The 20,006-nt window shown below is 48.5% G+C and carries 16 protein-coding genes; 3 read left to right on the top strand and 13 right to left on the bottom strand.

What is annotated here, in order from left to right; all coding sequences use genetic code 11:
- Positions 1 to 41: 41 nt before the first annotated feature.
- The 4 genes from MHB80_RS09615 to MHB80_RS09600 all read right to left on the bottom strand — a co-directional run bounded on the left by MHB80_RS09615 (position 42) and on the right by MHB80_RS09600 (position 9,188).
- Positions 42 to 1,604 carry a response regulator transcription factor gene (locus MHB80_RS09615; RefSeq protein WP_341281927.1) on the bottom strand — a complete coding sequence of 521 codons (1,563 nt, stop codon included), beginning with the start codon at positions 1,602 to 1,604 and terminating at the stop codon, positions 42 to 44.
- A complete protein-coding gene (locus MHB80_RS09610; protein WP_341281926.1) occupies positions 1,579 to 3,417 on the bottom strand; it encodes a sensor histidine kinase in 1,839 nt (612 codons plus the stop codon). Before MHB80_RS09610 ends, MHB80_RS09615 begins: the two co-directional genes overlap by 26 nt.
- A 119-nt stretch (positions 3,418 to 3,536) precedes the next feature.
- Entirely contained in the window at positions 3,537 to 6,335 is a 2,799-nt protein-coding gene (locus MHB80_RS09605; protein WP_341281925.1) for a hypothetical protein, read from the bottom strand.
- A gap of 276 nt (positions 6,336 to 6,611) precedes the next feature.
- Positions 6,612 to 9,188, bottom strand: coding sequence for a glycosyl hydrolase (locus MHB80_RS09600; protein WP_341281924.1), 2,577 nt, complete (start codon positions 9,186 to 9,188; stop codon positions 6,612 to 6,614).
- Positions 9,189 to 9,493: 305 nt separating this feature from the next.
- Between MHB80_RS09600 and MHB80_RS09595 the strand changes: the two genes are divergently transcribed.
- Complete coding sequence (locus MHB80_RS09595) at positions 9,494 to 9,655, top strand: hypothetical protein (RefSeq protein ID WP_341281923.1); 162 nt, start codon at positions 9,494 to 9,496, stop codon at positions 9,653 to 9,655.
- Here the strand turns inward: MHB80_RS09595 and MHB80_RS09590 are convergent.
- Both MHB80_RS09590 and MHB80_RS09585 read right to left on the bottom strand, forming a co-directional pair.
- Positions 9,612 to 10,784, bottom strand: coding sequence for a benzoate/H(+) symporter BenE family transporter (locus MHB80_RS09590; RefSeq protein WP_341281922.1), 1,173 nt, complete (start codon positions 10,782 to 10,784; stop codon positions 9,612 to 9,614). The two genes, MHB80_RS09595 and MHB80_RS09590, sit on opposite strands and share 44 nt — an antisense overlap.
- 243 nt (positions 10,785 to 11,027) lie before the next feature.
- A complete protein-coding gene (locus MHB80_RS09585) occupies positions 11,028 to 11,915 on the bottom strand; it encodes a glycoside hydrolase family 43 protein (RefSeq protein ID WP_341281921.1) in 888 nt (295 codons plus the stop codon).
- Positions 11,916 to 12,219: 304 nt separating this feature from the next.
- Here MHB80_RS09585 and MHB80_RS09580 point away from each other — a divergent pair, with 304 nt between their 5' ends.
- Positions 12,220 to 12,447 carry a hypothetical protein gene (locus tag MHB80_RS09580; protein ID WP_341281920.1) on the top strand — a complete coding sequence of 76 codons (228 nt, stop codon included), beginning with the start codon at positions 12,220 to 12,222 and terminating at the stop codon, positions 12,445 to 12,447.
- Positions 12,448 to 12,609: 162 nt separating this feature from the next.
- Here MHB80_RS09580 and MHB80_RS09575 read toward each other — a convergent pair whose 3' ends face one another.
- Positions 12,610 to 13,491 (bottom strand): hypothetical protein, encoded by an 882-nt coding sequence (locus MHB80_RS09575; protein WP_341281919.1) that lies wholly within the window; start codon positions 13,489 to 13,491, stop codon positions 12,610 to 12,612.
- 444 nt (positions 13,492 to 13,935) lie between these two features.
- On the opposite strand from MHB80_RS09575, the gene MHB80_RS09570 reads away from it, so the two are divergent.
- Positions 13,936 to 14,484 carry a GNAT family N-acetyltransferase gene (locus tag MHB80_RS09570; protein WP_341281918.1) on the top strand — a complete coding sequence of 183 codons (549 nt, stop codon included), beginning with the start codon at positions 13,936 to 13,938 and terminating at the stop codon, positions 14,482 to 14,484.
- 73 nt (positions 14,485 to 14,557) lie between these two features.
- Here the strand turns inward: MHB80_RS09570 and MHB80_RS09565 are convergent, their stop codons facing one another.
- The 6 genes from MHB80_RS09565 to MHB80_RS09540 form a co-directional block, all read right to left on the bottom strand.
- Positions 14,558 to 15,016, bottom strand: a complete 459-nt coding sequence (locus tag MHB80_RS09565) for a hypothetical protein (RefSeq protein WP_341281917.1) — start codon at positions 15,014 to 15,016, stop codon at positions 14,558 to 14,560.
- On the bottom strand, positions 15,016 to 15,324 hold the full coding sequence (locus tag MHB80_RS09560) for a hypothetical protein (protein WP_341281916.1): 309 nt from the start codon (positions 15,322 to 15,324) through the stop codon (positions 15,016 to 15,018). Before MHB80_RS09560 ends, MHB80_RS09565 begins: the two co-directional genes overlap by 1 nt.
- A gap of 345 nt (positions 15,325 to 15,669) precedes the next feature.
- The gene (locus MHB80_RS09555; RefSeq protein ID WP_341281915.1) at positions 15,670 to 16,563 is read right to left on the bottom strand and encodes a nicotianamine synthase family protein; all 894 of its coding nucleotides are present in this window, start codon (positions 16,561 to 16,563) and stop codon (positions 15,670 to 15,672) included.
- A gap of 218 nt (positions 16,564 to 16,781) precedes the next feature.
- Positions 16,782 to 18,791 (bottom strand): amino acid adenylation domain-containing protein, encoded by a 2,010-nt coding sequence (locus MHB80_RS09550; protein WP_341281914.1) that lies wholly within the window; start codon positions 18,789 to 18,791, stop codon positions 16,782 to 16,784.
- 32 nt (positions 18,792 to 18,823) lie between these two features.
- Positions 18,824 to 19,720 (bottom strand): hypothetical protein, encoded by an 897-nt coding sequence (locus MHB80_RS09545; RefSeq protein WP_341281913.1) that lies wholly within the window; start codon positions 19,718 to 19,720, stop codon positions 18,824 to 18,826.
- Positions 19,717 to 19,977 (bottom strand): acyl carrier protein, encoded by a 261-nt coding sequence (locus tag MHB80_RS09540; protein ID WP_341281912.1) that lies wholly within the window; start codon positions 19,975 to 19,977, stop codon positions 19,717 to 19,719. Before MHB80_RS09540 ends, MHB80_RS09545 begins: the two co-directional genes overlap by 4 nt.
- Between the last annotated feature and the right edge of the window lie 29 nt (positions 19,978 to 20,006).

The raw sequence follows: 20,006 nt of genomic DNA, 5'->3' as shown, positions 1-20,006 counted from the left end.
AAACAATCGCTGTTCAAAATAAACATATACAAGGCCTCTCTTTATGTATTTAAGTCATCGGGTTCGCCGCTTGCTGCAAATATCATGCTTTTATAATCGGCTGGCGTTACGCCAACATATTTTTTAAACTGTTTATGAAAATAGCCGCTGTCCCAATAGCCGACGTTTCGGGAAATTTCATGGACCTTCAGCGCGGTTGTTCGGAGCAGCAGCTTGGACTGCTCGATTCGGTGTTTGTTGACGTATTCCGTAAAGCTTTCCCCCGTTTCCTGCTGGAACAGCTTGCCTAAATAAACCGGATGAATATGGTATTTGTGCGCCAGCTGCTTAAGGGACAGATCGGTGGCAAAAAATTTCTCCACGTCATTCAGCACCAGCTTAACCGTGGGATTGGTCTTCTCTTTAATAAGCATCGTGGACATGCCACGGATCGTACCGGTCATAATGGCAAGCAGCTCCTCCCATTCGGACGCTTTCGCCGCCTTGTTAAAGGAAGCATTCATATGCTCCGCAATAATGGCATTAACCGTATTGGCTCCTCCCATCTCCTGATGCAGCCAGAGCAGCGTTTGCATCACCAACATGCGAAGCCTGCTAGGCGTCGCTGCGCTAGACGCTTGAATCGCCTGGAAGTCGTCTGTCAGCTCAGCGACAAGCGCCTCCGTATCCGCAGCGGAAACCTTCTTCCTGTAGCTGGCCCAGTTTAATGCTGCATCAGGGAGCTGCTCATCCCTTCTTGCCGCATAATCCTCATACAAAGCAATTTCTTCCTTATGCAGCAGCAAAAAATACTCCTGAGCCCGCAGCGCATGCTCATAGCTGAGCGCCTCCTGCGCTCCTCTAGCCTGCGGGGAGCCGATCGAAATCCGATAAGGACGCGCCTCCTCCCTCTGCCTTAGCTGCACGGCAAATTGCATAGCTTTGGCCGCGCAATCCGCTTCCTCCTCCGCCATAAACACAAGCACGGCATCGCCCTCCACATTTTGCAGAAACAGCCTGTCTCCGCTGGCATTTGCCGTTTGCCGCAGCTCTTGCAGGAGTCCATCCTCCCGCTCGCTGCCTCCTCTAAGCAGCATCGTGGAAATATAACGGCCGCTGAAAGAAATGTCCAGCATCGCTGCCCGCTCCTGCAATTGAACGGCATCGATCGCAGCGGTCAGCCAGCGATAAAGAATCGTGTCTTTCAAAATATCTACTTTCTCAGCTTCGAGCACGCTGCTTCTTCTCGTTTCATCCAGCTTCTTGACCGTATGGGCAAGCGTCGAGGTCAGCTCAGCGAAATTAAGCGGCTTCAGCAAATAGTTTTCAATGCCGAGCTGCATGCCTTCTTTTAAATATTCAAAATCATTGAACCCGCTCAAAATAATGACCTTCAGCTCCGGCCTGATTGCTCGCGCAGCCCGAATCAGCTCCAGCCCATTCATAATAGGCATGGAAATATCGGTAATGAGCAAATCAGCAGGAACCTGCTGCAGCAATTCGAGTGCCTTGCGGCCATTTTCCGCTTTTCCCGTCAGCTCCAGACCGTGGGCTGCCCAGTCTACTGCATCATATAGGCCCTCTAATATAAACGGCTCATCATCTACCAGAAATACGCGGTACATTTTCCATCTCTCCTTTCCTTAAAGCCGGGAAGCTGAAGGTAACCCTCGTCCCTTTTCCTTGGATGCTCTCGATGTCGAACCTTCCGTCTTTGCCATAAATCAATTCAAGCCTTTCTTTCACACTCCGCAGTCCAAGCGAATCATCCGGCTCCTGAACCGCATACCTGCCAAGAGAGCGTTTAATCTGCTCCAGCCGTTCCTTGCTAATGCCTGCTCCGTTATCCTCCGCTACGATCGTCACCCTTTCGTTTTCCAACGTGGCGCTCACTTTAATGAGGTTGTCCTCCTCCTCCGAGCGCAGGCCATGGACAATATAATTTTCCACAATCGGCTGCAGCGACATTTTGATCATCATGCGCTCCTTCAGCTCAGGATCACAACCAATGACGTAGGCAAAACGATCCTTGTAGCGAATGCGAAACAGCTCCAAATAAAGACGGCAATTTTCCAGCTCCTCCTCCATCGTCACGACGGTCTGCTGCTGGACAAAGCTCTTGAACAGCACCGCCAAGCTATAGATCATCTCGCTGACATCGGCGGCGCCATGGGAAAGGGCCCTCATCCGAATGACCTCAAGCGTATTGTAGAGAAAATGAGGATTAATCCTCGCCTGCAGCGCTGCAAACTCCGTATGCTTTTGCTTCAGCTCAGCCACATACACCCGGTCGATATGGCGCGAAAGCTCATCGAGCATTTTGTTGAAGCCTTGCGAGAGCTGCCCGATCTCATCCTCCTTCTCGTCGACAATTCGAATGGTCAAATCGCCAGTCTCTACCCGCCGCATCGAGCGGATAATCCGGTTCGTCCGGCGTGAAAAATTAAAGACGACAAAGGACGGAATGGAAATCGTAATCAAAATAAAAGCAAGGCTCGCTGCAATGACCGCATTTTTCATGGGCTCGTAGATCGCTTCCACTTCCCGCTTCGGCATAATGCCAAATACAGTGTAGCCGAGGCTGCTGGACGGGAGCATCGAAATATAGGATTCCTCCTCCAAAAAGGCAAGGCTGTCCACCGATTTTATTTTGTCCACATAGGGATAGAGCTTGCCGTAATAACGGTCCGAGGAGTCAAAAATGACCTGTCCATCTCCTGACAAAATCAAAATATAGCCCTGCCTGTCATGACCCTCACTCGCCAGCGCCGTTTTCAGTGCATCCGATTGAAAAAAGACGAGCAGCTGTCCGACATTGCTCAGCGTGCCTACCTCATTGATATGTACTCTGACGGAAAAAAGCTTGTTTTCCCATTGGCCAATCGTCCTGCGAACCCATGGATTTGGCGTAGCTACGATGCTGCTTTCCAGCGCCATCGCATCCGGAACATAGGATTTTGACGCCTGAGTCTGATACAGCTTCGTCAAATTGCTTTGCCCGAACATATAAAGAAACTGCTTCTCGGAGCTGAACAGCAGCATATTCGCAATATCTGCATCATTTTCAAGCATTTTTTTGAAAAAATCCAAATCATCGACACCGCTGCCTAAGTTATTGTAATAGCTGTCCATTTTGAAATTCATATATTCGGAAAAAGAATGCTTCAGCAAATAGGATAAGGAATAGGAAAAGGACGGGTCACGGTAAATGTCCTGCACCTGCTGCTGGACGACGTGAGCCTTGCCAGCAAGCTGCTGATGGACGCGCTCCATGGACATTTTCTGCTTCTCCAGCTCATTGTCAGCCACCGACTGGGACATATAATCGACTGTAAAATAAGCGAGAATCGCCGTAGCGCACACAATAATGACAGCAAAAACAAGCATAATTTTGACAAATAAATTATTTTTAATCGCATCTATATACAGCTTCTTCATCCCTTCCCCCTTGTCGCTTACTTCTTCATCGACATTAACAGGAAAAGGAAGACAGGGTGTCGCCCTGTCCTCCCGCTTTCACTAGTATAAGATGAAAAGATTGACAAATGAATCTATTTTTAGCTGCGAACATAAAGTGGCTGCGATTGATTGCCGGCGTAATCCTCCATTACAATATAAACGGTGGCAGCGGTCGATGTGAAGCTCAGGCTCGCCTTCGTCGTTCTGCCGCGAATGATTTTCGCAAAGCTGCCCGCGCTGCCGGAAATATACGTGACCGGGAACGATTTGGCTACACCATTTTCATAGACGTACATATAGCGCCAGTCCCGCGTATTTGGCATCGGCAGATTCAGCGTATTGCCGCTCCATGACCATTGCTCGCCATAAGGCTCCGCTATTTTGTCAATAAAATGGCCGCTTTTGCTCACGGAGCTTCCTCCCGCCGTCGTAACCGTTACGAGAAAATCATCGCCGTTAATCGGCATATTGCTGAAGGTCACGCTAGTTGCGCCTGCCACCGCCGTCTGCTGTTCGAGGATAGGCTGCGCCGTCGTAATCCAGTTCAGCGAACGCACGCTTACCGTCGTATTCCCCGCTGCACTCGGCGGATTCACCCAGCTTACTGACAGCTGCCCGTTCTGCTGAGAGTCTACGTTAATGCTAGATACCGACTCACTCAGATTAAAAGGCAGCGTAGCTGCAAAGCCCTCCAATCCGTCCGCACCAATTGGAACGACCTTCAGCGTGCCTGCTGTAGACGGAAGAGCCTTGATATAAAACACATCATCATATTTGCCGCCTACATAGACATCATTGATATAAATATCGTATTGCTTAACCTTCGAATAGTCGGTATCCATATTCCACTTGATATTCATTTCGCCCGTATCCACAAAGGCTTCCGAAATGGCAAGGCCAGTAGGCGCTGCGGGCTTAATCGCCGAGCCGTCGAAAATGCGAATTTGCCCCACATTGAGCTGGTAACCCGCAATCGCGCTTGACCCTGGAGCAACGACAAGTCCGAAAGCGGCAAGCGATTTGCCCGCATAGGCGCCCATCTCAAGCTGCTGCGTAACCCAGCCATTCGTCTTATTGCCGGCATTTGGAATGGCGACCTTGACGACCTGACTCGGATTATCTTTAAAAATAAGGCCGATATAAGCAGCCGATGCATCATTAGCCGATGGCTTATTATACGTGATCGACAGCTTGGAGCTTGCGTTTACGCTCAAATCGGTTTTGAACAGGCGCAGGAAATTTTCGGCGTTTAGATTGCCGTTCAGCACAAGCGAGCTGCCGCCATTATAGCCGCCAAGCTGGGCATATTGATAACGCTGCGTAGCCGTAATATCATATTTTGAGCCGTAGTCATAGTCCACCGTCAGACGATTGCCCGACGTATCCTGCCACCACTGCCAGGTAACTGGCACATCCTGCAGGCTCATATTGGACCACTCGCTGTTATTCGAGACAGCACCGTCCTTGTAATAGGAAAGGCCATGGCCCGTATTGAAATTCGTGTAAAAGTTCGTGCTGCCGATAACGGAGCGCTCCGCAATGACCGAGGCGATTCCCGGCCAATAGCGGTTGTCGGCATAGACGTCGGCTGCCGTGTTCGCAGCGGACACCGTCGTATTTTTCGGATTCAGATTGGGGCCTGACCACCAGAGCTGATCACGCACATTCGTCATCCATTGGTAGTTGTTTTCCGACCTGCGGCTTACCGGCCAGCTTTGCCCCATATCTTCATCCAAACCCGCATGGACAAAATCCGCACCAAGCGTAGCTAGACTTAGACGAGGCAGACCGCTGCTCAGCTTGCTCGAAAGAGCCGTCCCTTGTACAGACGCAAAACGGTCTCTTCCTGCCTCCAAACCGGCAAAGCCGATATCAAAAATCGTATAGGCTGTACCATTTGCGGCATTGTAGCTGGTCAAATAAGAGTTCGCGCTGTTAATTTGCGTATTGCCAACCCCGTAGTCAAAGAAAAAGGAATTTGTGACCGTTTGGTGATTCACTTTGTCATGCAGCATCGAAATATTGTTATTATTGAACGTTCGGGCAAACGTATTTGCCCCTGTCGCGGTATTAAGCGAGTCATACCATTGCACATAAAGGCCGCCGCTTTGCAGCACCTTCAGAAAGGCGATATACGCTGGAATGTCCGCTGTCGCAACGTTGGGCGACAATTCCTCCTGGTTCATAAAATAGCCGTCGTAGCCAAAATAATCGGCCATTTCAATCATTTTTTGGGCGACTGGAAAATTTCCGCTGCTGTCTTTGACAAGCATTTGCTTGTAGGTTTGCTGGCCGCGGTCATTGTTGGAGAAAAAAACGCCAGCGAGGGAGAGGACGCCGTTTTTGTGCGCGGCATCGGTATACGTTGGATTAGGAATGTTCAGCATGCCGAATTCAAACCATTTTTGCTGCCAGTTGGATTGGGCCAAATCATCATAATATTCGGGCGGCGTGTAAGCGCTTGCAGTTCCGTGCCAATAAGAATAATAATCGATGTATTGCCAGAAGTTGAAATGATACTGGGCAAACTTGTTGGTATAGGGCGCATTTTCGATAAAAGCATTGCCATAATCGCCTGCGACGTTCATCATCTTTACATTGGCATTCAGCGTGGGCTTTGCCTGTGTGCTGGCAAACGGCAAAATCCGGTTTTGCAGCGGCACCTTCGACCGCAGCTTCTCCGCATCCGGGTCTGTTGCCGGGCTCCAATTCGCAATTTGGCCACTCGTGTAGCCGTGGACGCTTGGCTGATTGCTGCCGTGTGCGCTTTCCCCCTTGAATGGCCATGTGTCGCCGGCATATGCAGCAAGCGGCATCATGGTGATGAGCATAGAAGCGGTTAAAGCAACGGCTGTCCATTTACGGAAAGCTGCTTTTTTTCCTCCTGTTACTGGCATCGTTTCATCTCTCCTCGCACGATTCGATTTACAATGTAACCATAACCGATGAAAGCTCTTTCCATAAGCAGATAAATTAAATATTAGCTGTTCAAAATAAAGAAAGCCCATTTTTCACAAGGTGAAACGGTGGACTAAAACCAAAAAAATGACCCCTGACCGATTCGTGTGTAGAAATTGATTGGTATTGATTGGTGGAAGCGCATAGTACCTTCCCTAACACAACAAAAAGGGCTCGATCAGGGATACCCCCGATCCAACCCTTTTGTTACCTGCTTACGGCTCAATCCCCCATACAAGCTGACCATTCATATAGCTGGTAACCTGTTCATTGTTTACGAACTGACTGCTGGATGCCTTGAATGAGTAATCGCCCACTTGGTTGTAATTGGACCAGTCGGCTTTGGAGAAGCGTGCTTGAATTTCTGCGCTCTGGCCGGGATTCAGCGTTCCAGCCGAAGTCGTGAAGCCAATTTCCAAAGCATAATCGGCACCCTCAACCGAAGTCGCCAGTTTGACGAATTTGCCGGTTACATTCGCATTTCCGATACTGGCCCAGTCGATCCAGAAACTCTGATCACTCTCCCCGTCAATCGTATAATAATACCGGAGCAGCACATCACTGAGCTGAATGGCTGCATCACCGGTGTTAATGACTTTGAATTTGGGTGAAATTCCGCTGGTGGAGGCACTCGTATTGCCGTTAAAGGCTTGGACCGTCAGGTCTCCCGTGGGTGCGGGAACATCGCTGTCCACAACATTAAGCGTTAATACAGCTTTATTTCCTCCGCTGAAATGAAAGGTTATGACATTCTGGCCCAGCGGCAGCGTGGAAAGATAAGCTTTGCTCAGAACGACACCAGCGCTTGATGCCGTATAATCCTGGCCCGATAGAAGTGTAGCATTTCCATTTGAGATACTTACAAGCTGGTGTCCGTTTAAGGTAAGGGCTACGATAATATCCTTCGCTAGAGCTGCCGCTTTATCAAATGCCGCGCTCACGGGTGCAATGGACGCGCTCGGTGTTGTATCAACAATTTTGACTTTTAATACGGGATCTTGTCCTTGATTAAAATCAAAAACAATCGAATGCTCGCCAATCGGCAGTGTCGCCAGGAATGCTTTTTTCAGCAGCAGCGTATTTCCGCTCAAGGTATAATCCTGAGTCGCTGACAAGACATTGGCGCCTGCCCGGAGAGCGATTAACGTATTGCCCTTTGAATTCACGGTTATAGCTGGGTCGGTTTGATTGGGTGCATACTTGTCAAAGTCGACGGTTGCAGGTGTGATAGACGCGTTTGGAGTGGGATTTTCAACCTTTAAATTGGGCAGCTCATCGAGCGTAATGACATAGTTGCTTTGGTACAGTGTTGTTAAGGTGGCTGGGTAATTGAAGGCAGAACTCATGAGATGTTCACCATACCAAGGGCAGAAGTAGAGCCATCCCGCTTTCTCCTCTGTCAGATTCATTACGCTTGGGACGGTGTCGTTCTCCGTCATGGCCACCATTTTCGTACCGCCCGTCAAATCAACAAGCTGATAAAAAATAGAGGTAATCGCATCTTCATTTGGGACACCGGACAAGCCGTCATAGCGGTTGTAAATGGTATTGTATTTATCGTATCCGATAATATCCACCTGATCGCCGCCGGGATACCATGCGGGAGAAGTGCTATACACATAACTGTTATAGGTCCAGATCAAGTTGTGCAGGTCGTATGTCTCTGTAAGCTCGGTATAGATCAGATCCCATAGCTGCTTATACACCTCTGCGCCTGCAGAAGCCCACCAGAACCATGCACCTTCCCCATTCAATCCGCCGTTGCCCTCCGCCTCATGGAAAGGTCTGAAGATCACCGGCACATCGTTATTTTGCAGAATCTCCAGTTGCTCTGCCAAATCCTCAATGGCCATCATCACGTATTGATATTCTTTCGTGCCGGGAATGACGGCACTCGCTGTATTGAAATTGGTTTCCGTCGGTTTGTAGGTGGCTTCTTTCCAATCCACAAACTCTCCGAGCTGATAGGCCGTGAAATTTCGAGGGACCGTGATATGCCAACTGCTTGTTGCGATCCCGCCCCGGTTGTTCACCCAATCGATCATCCGGGCGGTTGTCCCATCCTCCCAGCCGTAAAGCGGGTTATAGTTCAGAAAGTCGAACCCGCGAATGGCCGGATACTTTCCGGTTAAATTGTGAATCCAATCAAACTCCAGCTCGGAATTGCCATCATTTCCGCCTCCGTATATCTCCTGCTGGCCGGAGAGCATATGATTGCCGTAAACCTCCGTTAAATAATTCATCAGAAGTTGAGTTTCTGGTGTGGCCCCAGAGTCGGCGAGGACAGGCTCCACATTCAAAGGATCAAGAGCGGCATAATCCACAGTGAAGGTATCAAAATAAGCGAAGCCCCAACCAGCCTTCAACTGGATGGTGTTGCTTCCTTGATTCAGCTTGTGATAGCCAAAATCGAAATCCGACCAGTTGGTCGTATAGGGCAGCCTATACGAGCCCTTCGTAACACCGTTAACGGTTAAAGATTGCAGCCTGCCGTCAGGACTGAGCTCCTGCATATAGCGGGTGGAGATCGTATACATTCCGGTTTCAGGGACAGTCACTGTAAAGGTAATGGTGCCGGAATTCTGCATCCAGACAAATCCACTTCCGGAGTATCCGGGTTTCTGTTGTCCGTAAATTTGGGTCGTCACTTGAAGATCGGAGGTGAGCTGAGCGTTTTCGCTTTCAATTGTGAAAAGTGCGTTGTCTGCATGAACGGGCGGTGCTGTCATTAATCCAAGCAGCAGAGCAAATGCCAGCATAATTGCGCTTGCCTTCTTGAGTGAATTTTTCATCCTTGTCTTTCCTCCCATGTTAAGAATGGTAAATACAAGTTTAATATATCAACTCTTGGATGCGCTTTCATAGCAAACATAGCACAAACCCCATATTATGTAAATCCATCTTCATTGAAAATTTCTGCTCTTTGATGAGAAACCTTTCCATAAGCAGATAGATTAAACATTAGCTGTTCAAAATGAATAAACAGCCCCTTTTCACAAAAAAAGATGGACCGTCTAGCGTCCTTCGACGCCTTGACTGCATCCATCCCCTGTTAATCTTGATTGGAGCCGGTTAACGTTTGTTGCGGTGGAAACCTATGACGAGCAGCACAGCGGCAGAAAAAAAACGGATGGGCAGGGAGCATCTGCTGCTCTCTCTGCCCATCCGTTTGCAGCAATATCCAGTTGCAGCCACGCTCGGCACGGTCATTCCTTCTAAACGCTCGACGCTTCCACTGGTTTCGGCTTGCCTTCCTTGAGCACTTTGGCGATAAGACAGCCAATCAGCAAAGACCAGACTGGGGATGAAATGCCAAAAAAAGATACATTGGCAATGGCAATAATGAAAGCAAACAAGGTCGAAAACCGGTACATCGTTTCGGAAAATACAGCTTGCAGATTGCCAATCAGCACCCCAGCCAGCGAAAAGCCTGACAGCAGCACAATAAACGCTGATGGCAGCCTATTAATCAGCACGAGCATCGCTCCGGCGAACAGGCCGAAAACAATGACAAGCACACTGCATACGATCCCCGCCCAAATACGGCTTTTTCTTTCCCCAGCTTCGTCGCTGCTGCATAAGGCAGTCATCATCCCCCCGACGTTGACGGCATGTCCACCAAAGAAGCCAACGAGCAGCGTACCGAGACCCGAGAAGATAACCGTCTTATTAACAGGCGGATTATAGCCGTTTTTCTTTAAGGCAGCCAGCGATACTGCAATATCGTTGCTCAAAATCAATATTGCAATCGGAATGGATATCGAAATGAAGCTGCCCGTCGTAAAGGACGGACTAATCCAGTGCGGCATACTAAATTCAGCTGCCTCAGCCGCAGGAAAGTCATGCCAAATGAGCAAACCGATGACGCCAAATGCCAGCATGCCGAGCAAAGGCGGAATCGCTTTATTCAGCTTAGGAACGATAAGGAAGCCCAGAAAAGATAGGATTCCGATAATTGGAAGCTCTTTAATAGCCGGAATAATCGCCACAACATAATGCAGCACAATTCCCGCCAGCATCGCATCCAGCATCGGCTTTGGTATAAGTCCTAGAAGCTTGCCGAATAAGCCAGTGGCGCCAAGCACGGCAATAAGCGCACCCGCCATAATAAAGCTGCCCGCCAGCTCCTTTATCGGATAATGCAGCGCCGATGCGCTGAGAAAAGCGACAGCCGTTAGCGAATGGGCGCCAGCAAACGGTATTTTGTAGCGGAGAATGAGCCACAAATTCAGCGCCCCGCCAATCACATAAACCGCGAACAGCCAAGATAAGGCCTCCGCCCGGCTCAGCCCAAGCGCATCCGCTGCTTGTATAATCAGCACCGCGCCGCCTGTACAGGCCATAATCGCTGTCGCGAGCCCGCTTGATATATTTTTTGTGTTCAGCATGACTGTTTTATAAAGCTCCTTCCATCTCATGACGCATTCGCAAGCTGTAAAATAGCAGCCTAAAGCTAGGCCTAATCAGAGCCAGCTTCAAACCCCTTCTTATTCTAGTATTTCTTCTACGATTGTACAACCTTCAGCCCTGCTCTTATCCTGCGGGCCATGAGCCATTGAAAAAAGACCTAAGCTGGCGGGTAAAAGAAAAGATTACCTGCCCGGCTTAGGTCTTGACTGTGGTAATACCGCTTATTCCATTTGATTAAGCAAAATAAATTGGCCATCCGCTTCTTCCAAGCGAAAAATAACCGGCCGCTCCTGCGGGTGCTTATTAGGCGCATGAATCGTCAGGCATAGCTGGCCTTCAAACGTTCTGAACAGCATGCCATGTCCTCCGTCCTTCGCGAACAATGGCTCGGCATCCTGAATCCAAGGCCCCGCGATCTGCCCGGAAGCTGAGCGGGCAATGCCTATCGTATAACCTTCCTGACCAGACGTCGACCACATCATGACCAGCTCGCCATTTTCCATCCGATGCAGGAAAGGGCCGTCTGTGACATAATTTTGCTGATTATCGCCGCCGCCAACCGACCATACAGCATCCGAGGCTTTGAACAATAAAGTCGGCTCCCCGACCGCTTCCTTAAAATCACGTGTAATCCGAACCGCATACATTTCGCCATCCTGCACCTGCACCCACTCCTTGCAGAACACCATCCATGGCTCGCCATCGTTGTCGACGAACAGCGTGCCATCCAGGCATTCCCAATCCTGCGGAGTCAGCGACCTGCTCCACAGCTCGAACGGCCCTTGCGGCTGGTCTGCCGCCAGAACGCCCGTCACCCTCGGAATGCCGTCCGCTTTGAAGCTGGCGAACATATAGAAGCGGCCTTCCCACTCGTACACCTCCGGTGCCCAGTAATGATGATCCGACCAGAAATCGGGCTCAGGACGGAAGCAGGCAATAGGGCCGTTCCACTCAGCGAGATCCTCGCTCTCATAAACGTCAAAGCCAATCGCTTTGCCGCTCCATACATTTTGCCCGATGGAGCCGTACAAATAATATTTTTTGCGGCCTTGGTCCACTAGTATATACGGATCGCGAAAATGAATATCTCCCAGCTGTTTTTTGCTCACAATAAACGCCCCTCTGCACTAATTTAATCGTATCCACGAATGAATTAATAAAATTATTAATTAAAGAGCATATGAATTAACCTTCCCTCATCATATAATTTGAAGGGCCTGATCGCAATCTTTTTTTGAAGGAGGCTATGGTGTACTAAACGTGACCCAGCATGCAACAATTTCTGCGTATATTCGTCTGAAATGAAAATGCAGGAAAATAATTAATCGTTCATTTCACCAAGAGGAGTGCCAACATGAAAGCAAAACATATAACCGTTCAAGGCTGTATTTTATTCGGCCTCTTAATAGCAGGATGTACTTAAAACTGGCTCCTGAACAAATTTATTTTTATGACCGTGATGGACTGCCTATTGCTTCATTGAAAGCCGCGGCTGGCGATCATACAGCGATAGAAGTCATTCATAAAGTGAAAAAGCAGGTTGAAGCAGTCCCAGAAGCAGCACCGGGCAAGCAGTCAGCCGAAAGGGCGGAGGTGCGCATTTCCGAGGATGGGCGGACCCTTATTTATGAGCAAGGTTGAAAATAAGGCGCAATAAGCGGGCATTCTGCGGCAGCAGGACAGCCCCTCTATTCTTATAGAAAGCAAAAGACTGACGATGGCATGATGTCCATCGTCAGCCTATCGTTACTCACACCAACAAAATGCAGGTTTATACCGAAATTATTGGGCTGATTTAGATCCTTAGCTATGCACCGAGGGTGCTTCATCCAGCGCCTCCTGCTGCAAATCATTGCTGGCCTTTCCATCAATAAGCCCAATCAGCTTCTCAAGCGCTGAAATTTCCAAAGCTTTAATCGTTTCCACACTTTGCTTCATTTTGCCAATGAGGAGCAGATCCTCGCTAATTTCTAATTTGAAATATAGATTGCGCAATACAAGCGTCTTCTCGATTAATAGTGAAAATTCATCCGCTAAAGCAGCCGAAGGCTCTATGCTTCCCGTCTTAATCAAACAGTCATAAAGTAAGCGTATACATTTCTTATGCTCATACAAAATATGAAAAGGCAGGCTCGAGTGTACGGTGCTCTGTTGCTGGATTCGATCAAGAAACTGCTGCAAATCCGCATAAATAGCCATGCCGAATGCAGCCTGCTCCCTGGGCTTCGTAAATAACGGCATTCGCTCATATGAATTTCCAGCGTACAAATAGTCCTTCAGCAGCTTGCTCGCTAGCGATACATTAAATTCATAATGCTCGACTTGATTTAATTCAATGAGAACGATTTTGGAGCGATTCAGCGCCTGTCCACAAATCGCTTGCTTCGCAGCATGAACAAGCGCCGGAATAGAGATTGTGACAGCCCTGTACTGCGCATTGAAAAAATCCATCAACGTAAATTCATTTTTCTCCAAATCATAGCCCGTAATGAGCAATTGGCTTCTTCTATTAACCTTCCCATAAAAATTCGAATAAGGCACATAAAAGTAATCACAATTTATATAAACATATTGATTTTTGTCGATGCAGCTTATAATAAACTTATCTAATTCCATCCATTGATTAATTAGACTCAATTCTATTTCTTGGGTATAGACCCATGGGTTATTGTTGTGCCTCCACATGAGGGGCTCTCCTAAATAAAAGCTCAGCCAATGAATGTCCTTATCAAAGGGTTTATCCGTATACAGCTGTATAAAATGGTTCAATATCCAGTCAAGAGACTTCTCATCATTACTCATCACAGCCAAGAAATGAGAATATCTTTTGTACCCCACAACTATTGGTATCGTTACAGGCAGCATCTTTTTTGTCAAACGATCCTTCCTTTCTCATTATAATTGAGTGCCTGTCACAATTATTTCCTGAGAAACTCTAGATGAAACTGACGCATGAGATGATAAAATTGCAGCAGAACACCTTCTTGCATACTTATTTGTAATAATTATCCTATAATTGTAACGTATTAATTAACAGGGTGCAATCCTTTTTGAGCGATTAAACCGGATAGACTAAGAAATTGAAATTTCTACCGAGTAAAACAAAAATCCGTCAGGGGGACTCTAACAATGCGTACAAAAGAGGGTTACCCATTAGAGATACGACGTTTATATCATCTGGAACTACAGGAAATACGAGCGCTTATGCTTGAGGTAATTTCGCGGCTGCCGTTTCAGGATCTTTTTGCAATGAATGATGAAGATTACTTCCTCGAGCTTATTGATGGAATGGGTGAGATATACGGTGCTTTTAATAACGGGAAATTAGTTGCTTATTCCGTTTTGGCATTTCCCGGTGTAAGTGAGATTAACCTAGGAACTGAGTTTGGAGTGCCGGAAAAAGAATTGCCCTTTGTTGCAGTATTGGATTCAACTGTAGTCCATGAATCCGTTCGCGGGCTTGGTCTGCAAAGATTCTTTCATGAGCTGAGAGAAAAGCGTGCTAAGGAAAAAGAATGTCTGTACCTATATTCAACTGTTCATCCTCAGAACCATACAAGTATTAAAAATCTAGAAGCTGCGGGTTTTACTCTTCAGTTTACGCGACCAATGTACGGAGGCAAGAATAGACATTGCTACTCGAAACGACTAATTGGGCTAAAGAAGGACGATAGTTGAGTCAACAGGGGCACTCAACAAAGAGCGCCCCTTTCCATTACAATTTTATGCAATTACCTGCTGCCCGGCTGCTTTAATAAGCAAGTCCCGACTCTTCCTGAAATTTAAAATGAGAATTAGTCACATAACCTCTCGGCAAAGCAGGTATATTCGTAAAGGTCGATTGCAGAGCGATGTGCTGCTTCGTCTCGCCGCTTTTTACGATGCCGTGTAAAATCTCCAGTGCATGATAGCCCAGCTCCTTGCTTGCACGGTTTGCTCTGCCCTTGCGCATGGACCATGCCATCTCCGCGACGCCAAGTCCTCTGCTCTCCCCCGTGAAGCTATGGGATTGCCGCATCACCATCAGCTCCGTGTTCCCCTTTAATATAACCTTAACTTCCCCTCCAAAAAGGTTAGGATCTGACATATACATAATGCCATCCGTGCCGTACAGCACAAGCGTGGGCTTCTCTGGGACAATCAGTATCGAATTGGAGTCAAACAGCAGGCTGCCGACCGCCCCGCTCTCAAATTGCAGCGTGCCAGCCATCAGATTTCCACATGCTCCGCGAAGAGGGAAACATCCCTGCTTAAGGCGCAGTGAGCGGATGTTATCGTTCCGATCATCCCGCTTTCGACCACATATCTGGCGGTCTGAATGCTGGCTCTGAGGAATGTATCCGGGGCGATCCGAAGAGCGACGGCAAGCATTTTCGAGATCGGGCGCGCAGCTTTAACAATAAAGGCTTGCTGAACGAATATCGCAAGCCCAAACAAGCCTTCCGCGAGGTGCGGCGCATTTACCAATCTTGGAACGAACCTGCGGATCTGCATTCGCAACCTAACGATAATGTTCAAAGTCCTCCTGTAAAAAATAATTAATGAGAACACCCATCTTCTCGCTGACGCTGTTTAAGCCATTATACTGCCGCTTTGTGACAGCAGCCTAAACGTACTGCTTGCAGAGCTGAAAGCTCAAGTAATCGCTGCTCATACAAAAGCTAATCCAAACGAGAGTTACTAGTTTTAGATCTCATAAAATATGTACCGTGTGCACTTTGCTCATGAGGGTCTGCGAACAGTAAACGCCGAAGAATATCCTTGCTTGGCAGGGATTTCTTCGGCCTTTTTTGCAAAGCGGACTAATCAGCACGTTAGGTAAAAACCTTACCATTGCCCGTCTGTAAGCAACACGCAACGTTGTCAATCCGACGCGGCAAAATTGTCCACACGCTCCAAAAACAAAGTGGAGTTGATGACTAGTTTAGCGTCAGGCCAAGTTCGTGCGGCAACCCGCCAGCCCTGCATGTTCAGCTGCGATTCATCAATCGCTTCATACATAATTTGCCTCATGCCCTCAGCCGTCCGAACAGCTACAAGAGGACTCTGGGATGTACGACTTATTTGTCCAAGCACTGCCAGCTTATTTTGAACGAGGCTAGCCACAAAAATCCGGTTGTAAGGGCTGTAATCGAACTCTGCTCCGTTTTTCATAATGACACTCACTTTAGTCCTTAATCCCATTTTTTCGAGGACAGAGCAGGATGCCTCACAGGCCGCCGGGTCGATATCAAGGCAGATGACCTCCACGTTAGAAAATAAATGAAGAATAATTGGAGTTAGCGGTATCGGCCCACTGCCAACAAACACAACCGGCGAATTTTCCATCCGATCGTCTTGTCGAATAAACTGGCGAAACGTGGAAAGCTCCTCGCTAACCAAGGCTATGTATATCGTCCAGTAGGGCAAACGAGTGACGATATCCAAAGCGGAATCCTCCGCTCTAACAATATGCTTAGAATCAGCCAGCTCTGCTAAAAATTCAGCTTGTGACAACTTATCCTGCAGCATTCGCTGGTTCAATACCATATATTCATGGCTTAGAACGGCCTTGACTTCCTCAGGCGAATAGTAGGCACGTAATTGCTGTGAAAGGCGTCCAATCCTATTCGTCACCCGTCGATTAGCTGGAGAAAGATCATCTTCTTTTTGAAGAAATTCATTTATTTCACGGATAAAATCGATAAAGCCATCTACCTTTTGAATGCTCAGTGTGCTGCCTGTATGACTAGTGGTAGCGGTTGAAAAATCCTCCATTTGCCCAATTCCTCCTTCAATCTACATCCGCGTTCTCTCTACGAATATATTCGAATAGTCAAGAATGTAGACGAATGTTAGGACGGGGTTTGCCTAGGGAAGCTATGCCGCCCTACCCGCTTCCGAAAATGGATGCGGGGGGCGATTTGTTTCCAGCCACCATGATAAAGCTCAATTAGAGCCATCATCTCATTTCTCGACACATCCCATTATTGTGCTTATACGCTCTCCTGCTCAGCAAGCAGTCGTTTTTTATCCACCTTCCCATTTAAATTAAGCGGAAATTCCTGCATCTCCACGAACTGCTTAGGGATGATCGAGGGCGGCAGCAGCTGAAGTAAAAAACTTCGCAGTTCCGTTACCGATACCGTGACCGTTATCGAACCCGTCTGCTCCAGGCGATAATAAACAATCAGCTTACCTCCTTCAGCGTCCGGTAAAAAAATGACAACGGCAGCTTGAATCGCTGGATGAGCCTCAACCGCTTTACGAATCGTTTCAGGATGAACAAGTATGCCATTTATTTTCAATTGATCGTCGACTCTGCCCACATACTCGACAAGCCCCTCCGGCAGCCATTTTCCAAAGTCGCCAGTGCGGTATAGCAAAGCTCCTGGTTCGAATGGATTCGGAACAAACCTTTGCTTCGACAGCTCCTCGCGTTGCAGATACCCCATAGCCAAGCCTTCTCCGGCGATGCAGATTTCCCCAATCACACCAATCGGGCATGGCTGCATGTATGAATTAACGATGTAAAGGCTTGTATTTCCAATCGGTTTGCCAATCGTTACTGGCAAGCCTTCTTTCAGCTCGGCGGTTACGGACACAACCGTCGCCTCCGTCGGACCGTAGTGATTAAAAACCCGATATCCCTTGTGCAGAAGCCGTTCCTTCAACCCTTGCTCAAGGGCTTCTCCTCCAGAAATCACAATATGCACGCTAGCAAGCCGCTCTCCTTCCGACAGCAGACGATTCAGCAGCGTAGGGACGAGATGAATGACCTGTACCTGATGCTTGTCAATGAATTGCCGAAATGCACGCTGATGCATCAACAGCTCGGTTTGAATCATGACGACGCTGCCACCCCCTAGCAAGGTGCAAAAGATCGACTCTACCGATGCGTCAAACGTCAAATTGGCGGATAGAAGCACACGAAGTGGCTCCTCGGTTCCGTATTGAGCGTTAAACCAAGCTGCATAATTGATGACGCTCCGATGCCGAATCATAACTCCCTTAGGGGCTCCCGTCGTTCCCGATGTATAGATGACATACGCCAGCAGTTCTGAATCGTTCGACATGAGAGCGCTCATCTCAAACTCAGACTGCTCCGAGTAAGACGAGGCCTCATAGGGATTAAGCGTCTGAAGTCCCGGCATTCGCATGCGGGAGACTGCGATTTGAGCTCCGCAGTCCTCCAAAATGATGCGGTTATGCGCCTCCGGGGAGCGGTGATCAATGGGGATGTATGCGGCGCCTGCTTTCAAAATCGCCAATAAACCGATCAGCATTTCCGGCGTGCGGTCAGCCGTAATGGCAACCATTTGTCCCTTTCCTACCCCTCTCTTGCGCAGCGAGGCAGCCAGTCTGCTGGATTCTCTCTCCAGCTCCCCGTAGGACAAATTGCCAGAGTTCGAAACGATCGCTATACGTCCCGAATGCGACGCCGCGCGCTCTGAGAATAGTCCGTGTATCGTCTTCTCCCGTGGAAACGCAAGTGTTGTCTGGTTGAAGTCCCTTACGAGCTGAGTATATTCATCGGCTAGCAGCATGGGCACATCCCTAAGCAGCTGATTCCGCTTGTGAAGCAGCGCCTCCTCCAAGCTGGCCAGATGGGATTTGAAGCGTTCTATAGAAATATTTTTGTGCAAATGCCCATTCCATCTAACATCGTCATACACGATTTGCTCAAGCTCATCCCGCCATTCCGAGGAACATCGCTGCGGAGAAGCTCCGATAACCTCGTTCATTGAAGGAATGCCAAGCATTGTCTGAAACCGCTGCAGCCAGCTTTCAATGGTTTCCTCCACTGAGCAGCCTAGATTCAAATTAGTCCATTTGCCGCAGCTGGGAGCCTCGCCAGTTCGCTTGCAGCTCCACACTGGCGGATTACCTTGCTCATTCATGTGCAGCTGAAGCTGCCCGGGCTCATGGTATTTCGTCAGCAAGAGCCCCCAAGCCAGCCGTAAACTCGTTAATCGTACACGATCATACCTAGTAGTAAGCGTCATCGACATTTGCCCCTCCCTTATAGAAGGTTTTATCAGCTTAATCTTCTTCGTTGCTGAGCTTCCGAATGCAGCAGTTCAAGAAAACGAGCGGCTGCATTCGGAAGCAGCGCCTCACTTTCCAGATGGTGCTCAAGCCGCTTCTGGACTCGGTCCCACATCGGCTGCTCCGGCTGAAGCAGCACCCTCGTGGCGAGATTAACCGTAGCTCTCCAGCTGTCCACATACTGAATAATGCTTCTTCGCAGCTCCGACACGGCCTCTCCTTCTCCTGAAGGTAGCGGCGCAGCGTCTATCATTCGGATGAAGCCATACAGCCGATGATAAAAATGGCGCGTTCCCATCAGGATCAGACATTTGCGCAGCATCGTCTCCTCCGAGACCAGCAATCTCCGTGCAAAGTCGCTTAAGTAAAAGGAATCCGCCTTGAGCATGCGGGACACATAGCCAATTGCGCAAGCGTCCGTCACCTGAAGCATGCCTGGAAAAAACCTCTGATACGGCAAGCTGAGCGCATCATGGGCCGTCTTTAGTCCTCTCCGATCCATCACCCCGCAAAACGCGGGATGATCGTCGAAGATCAAGTAACTCCCGTCTTGCAGCAGCTCACGCACAATAATGAAGTGCCCTGCATGCTCTTTACCGTAAAACACCTTGGCATGCGGCATGTAGAACAGATCGCAAGGGAGCAGTACCAAATGCCCGCTTCGCAGTGCTTCATCGATCCAGTCGTTTTCATAACTCCGCTCAATGCCATAGTGTGTAAGAAGCTGTTCCTCCGTAGCCAGCACCCGGCTCAAATCCACCTCCTCGCCCTCCTCGTCCCATACCGGCTTGAACGCCCAGCGGTCTATCATTGCCGCATAAGGATGAATGCCTGGGAAGAGGGTAAGCAGCTTGTCGATCGAGCAATCAACCCACTCAAGATTCATGGCTGCAGCTTTCCGTAAATGGCTTCGACCATATCCTGCAAGGTGGCAAAATTTTCGAAAAGCAGCTCCTCGTCTTCAAAGACGATATTGAAGTTCGTTTCGAACGCTACAACAAGACTCATTGAAGCAAATGAGTCCATACCATAGCTTGCCAGCTCATCATCTGGCGCGACATCCTTCTCCAATTGAAGCTGCTCCTTGATCAGCGACAGCACATAACCCGCGATATGTTCCTTGGTCCATTCCGTACGATTCATGATGGAGCTCCTTTCCAGGCTTAGAATGT

Source organism: Paenibacillus sp. FSL H8-0537, from assembly GCF_038051995.1.
Classification (GTDB): domain Bacteria; phylum Bacillota; class Bacilli; order Paenibacillales; family Paenibacillaceae; genus Pristimantibacillus.
The sequence above is the reverse complement of the archived record's forward strand: the minus strand, read 5'-3'. Positions and strand labels throughout refer to the sequence as shown.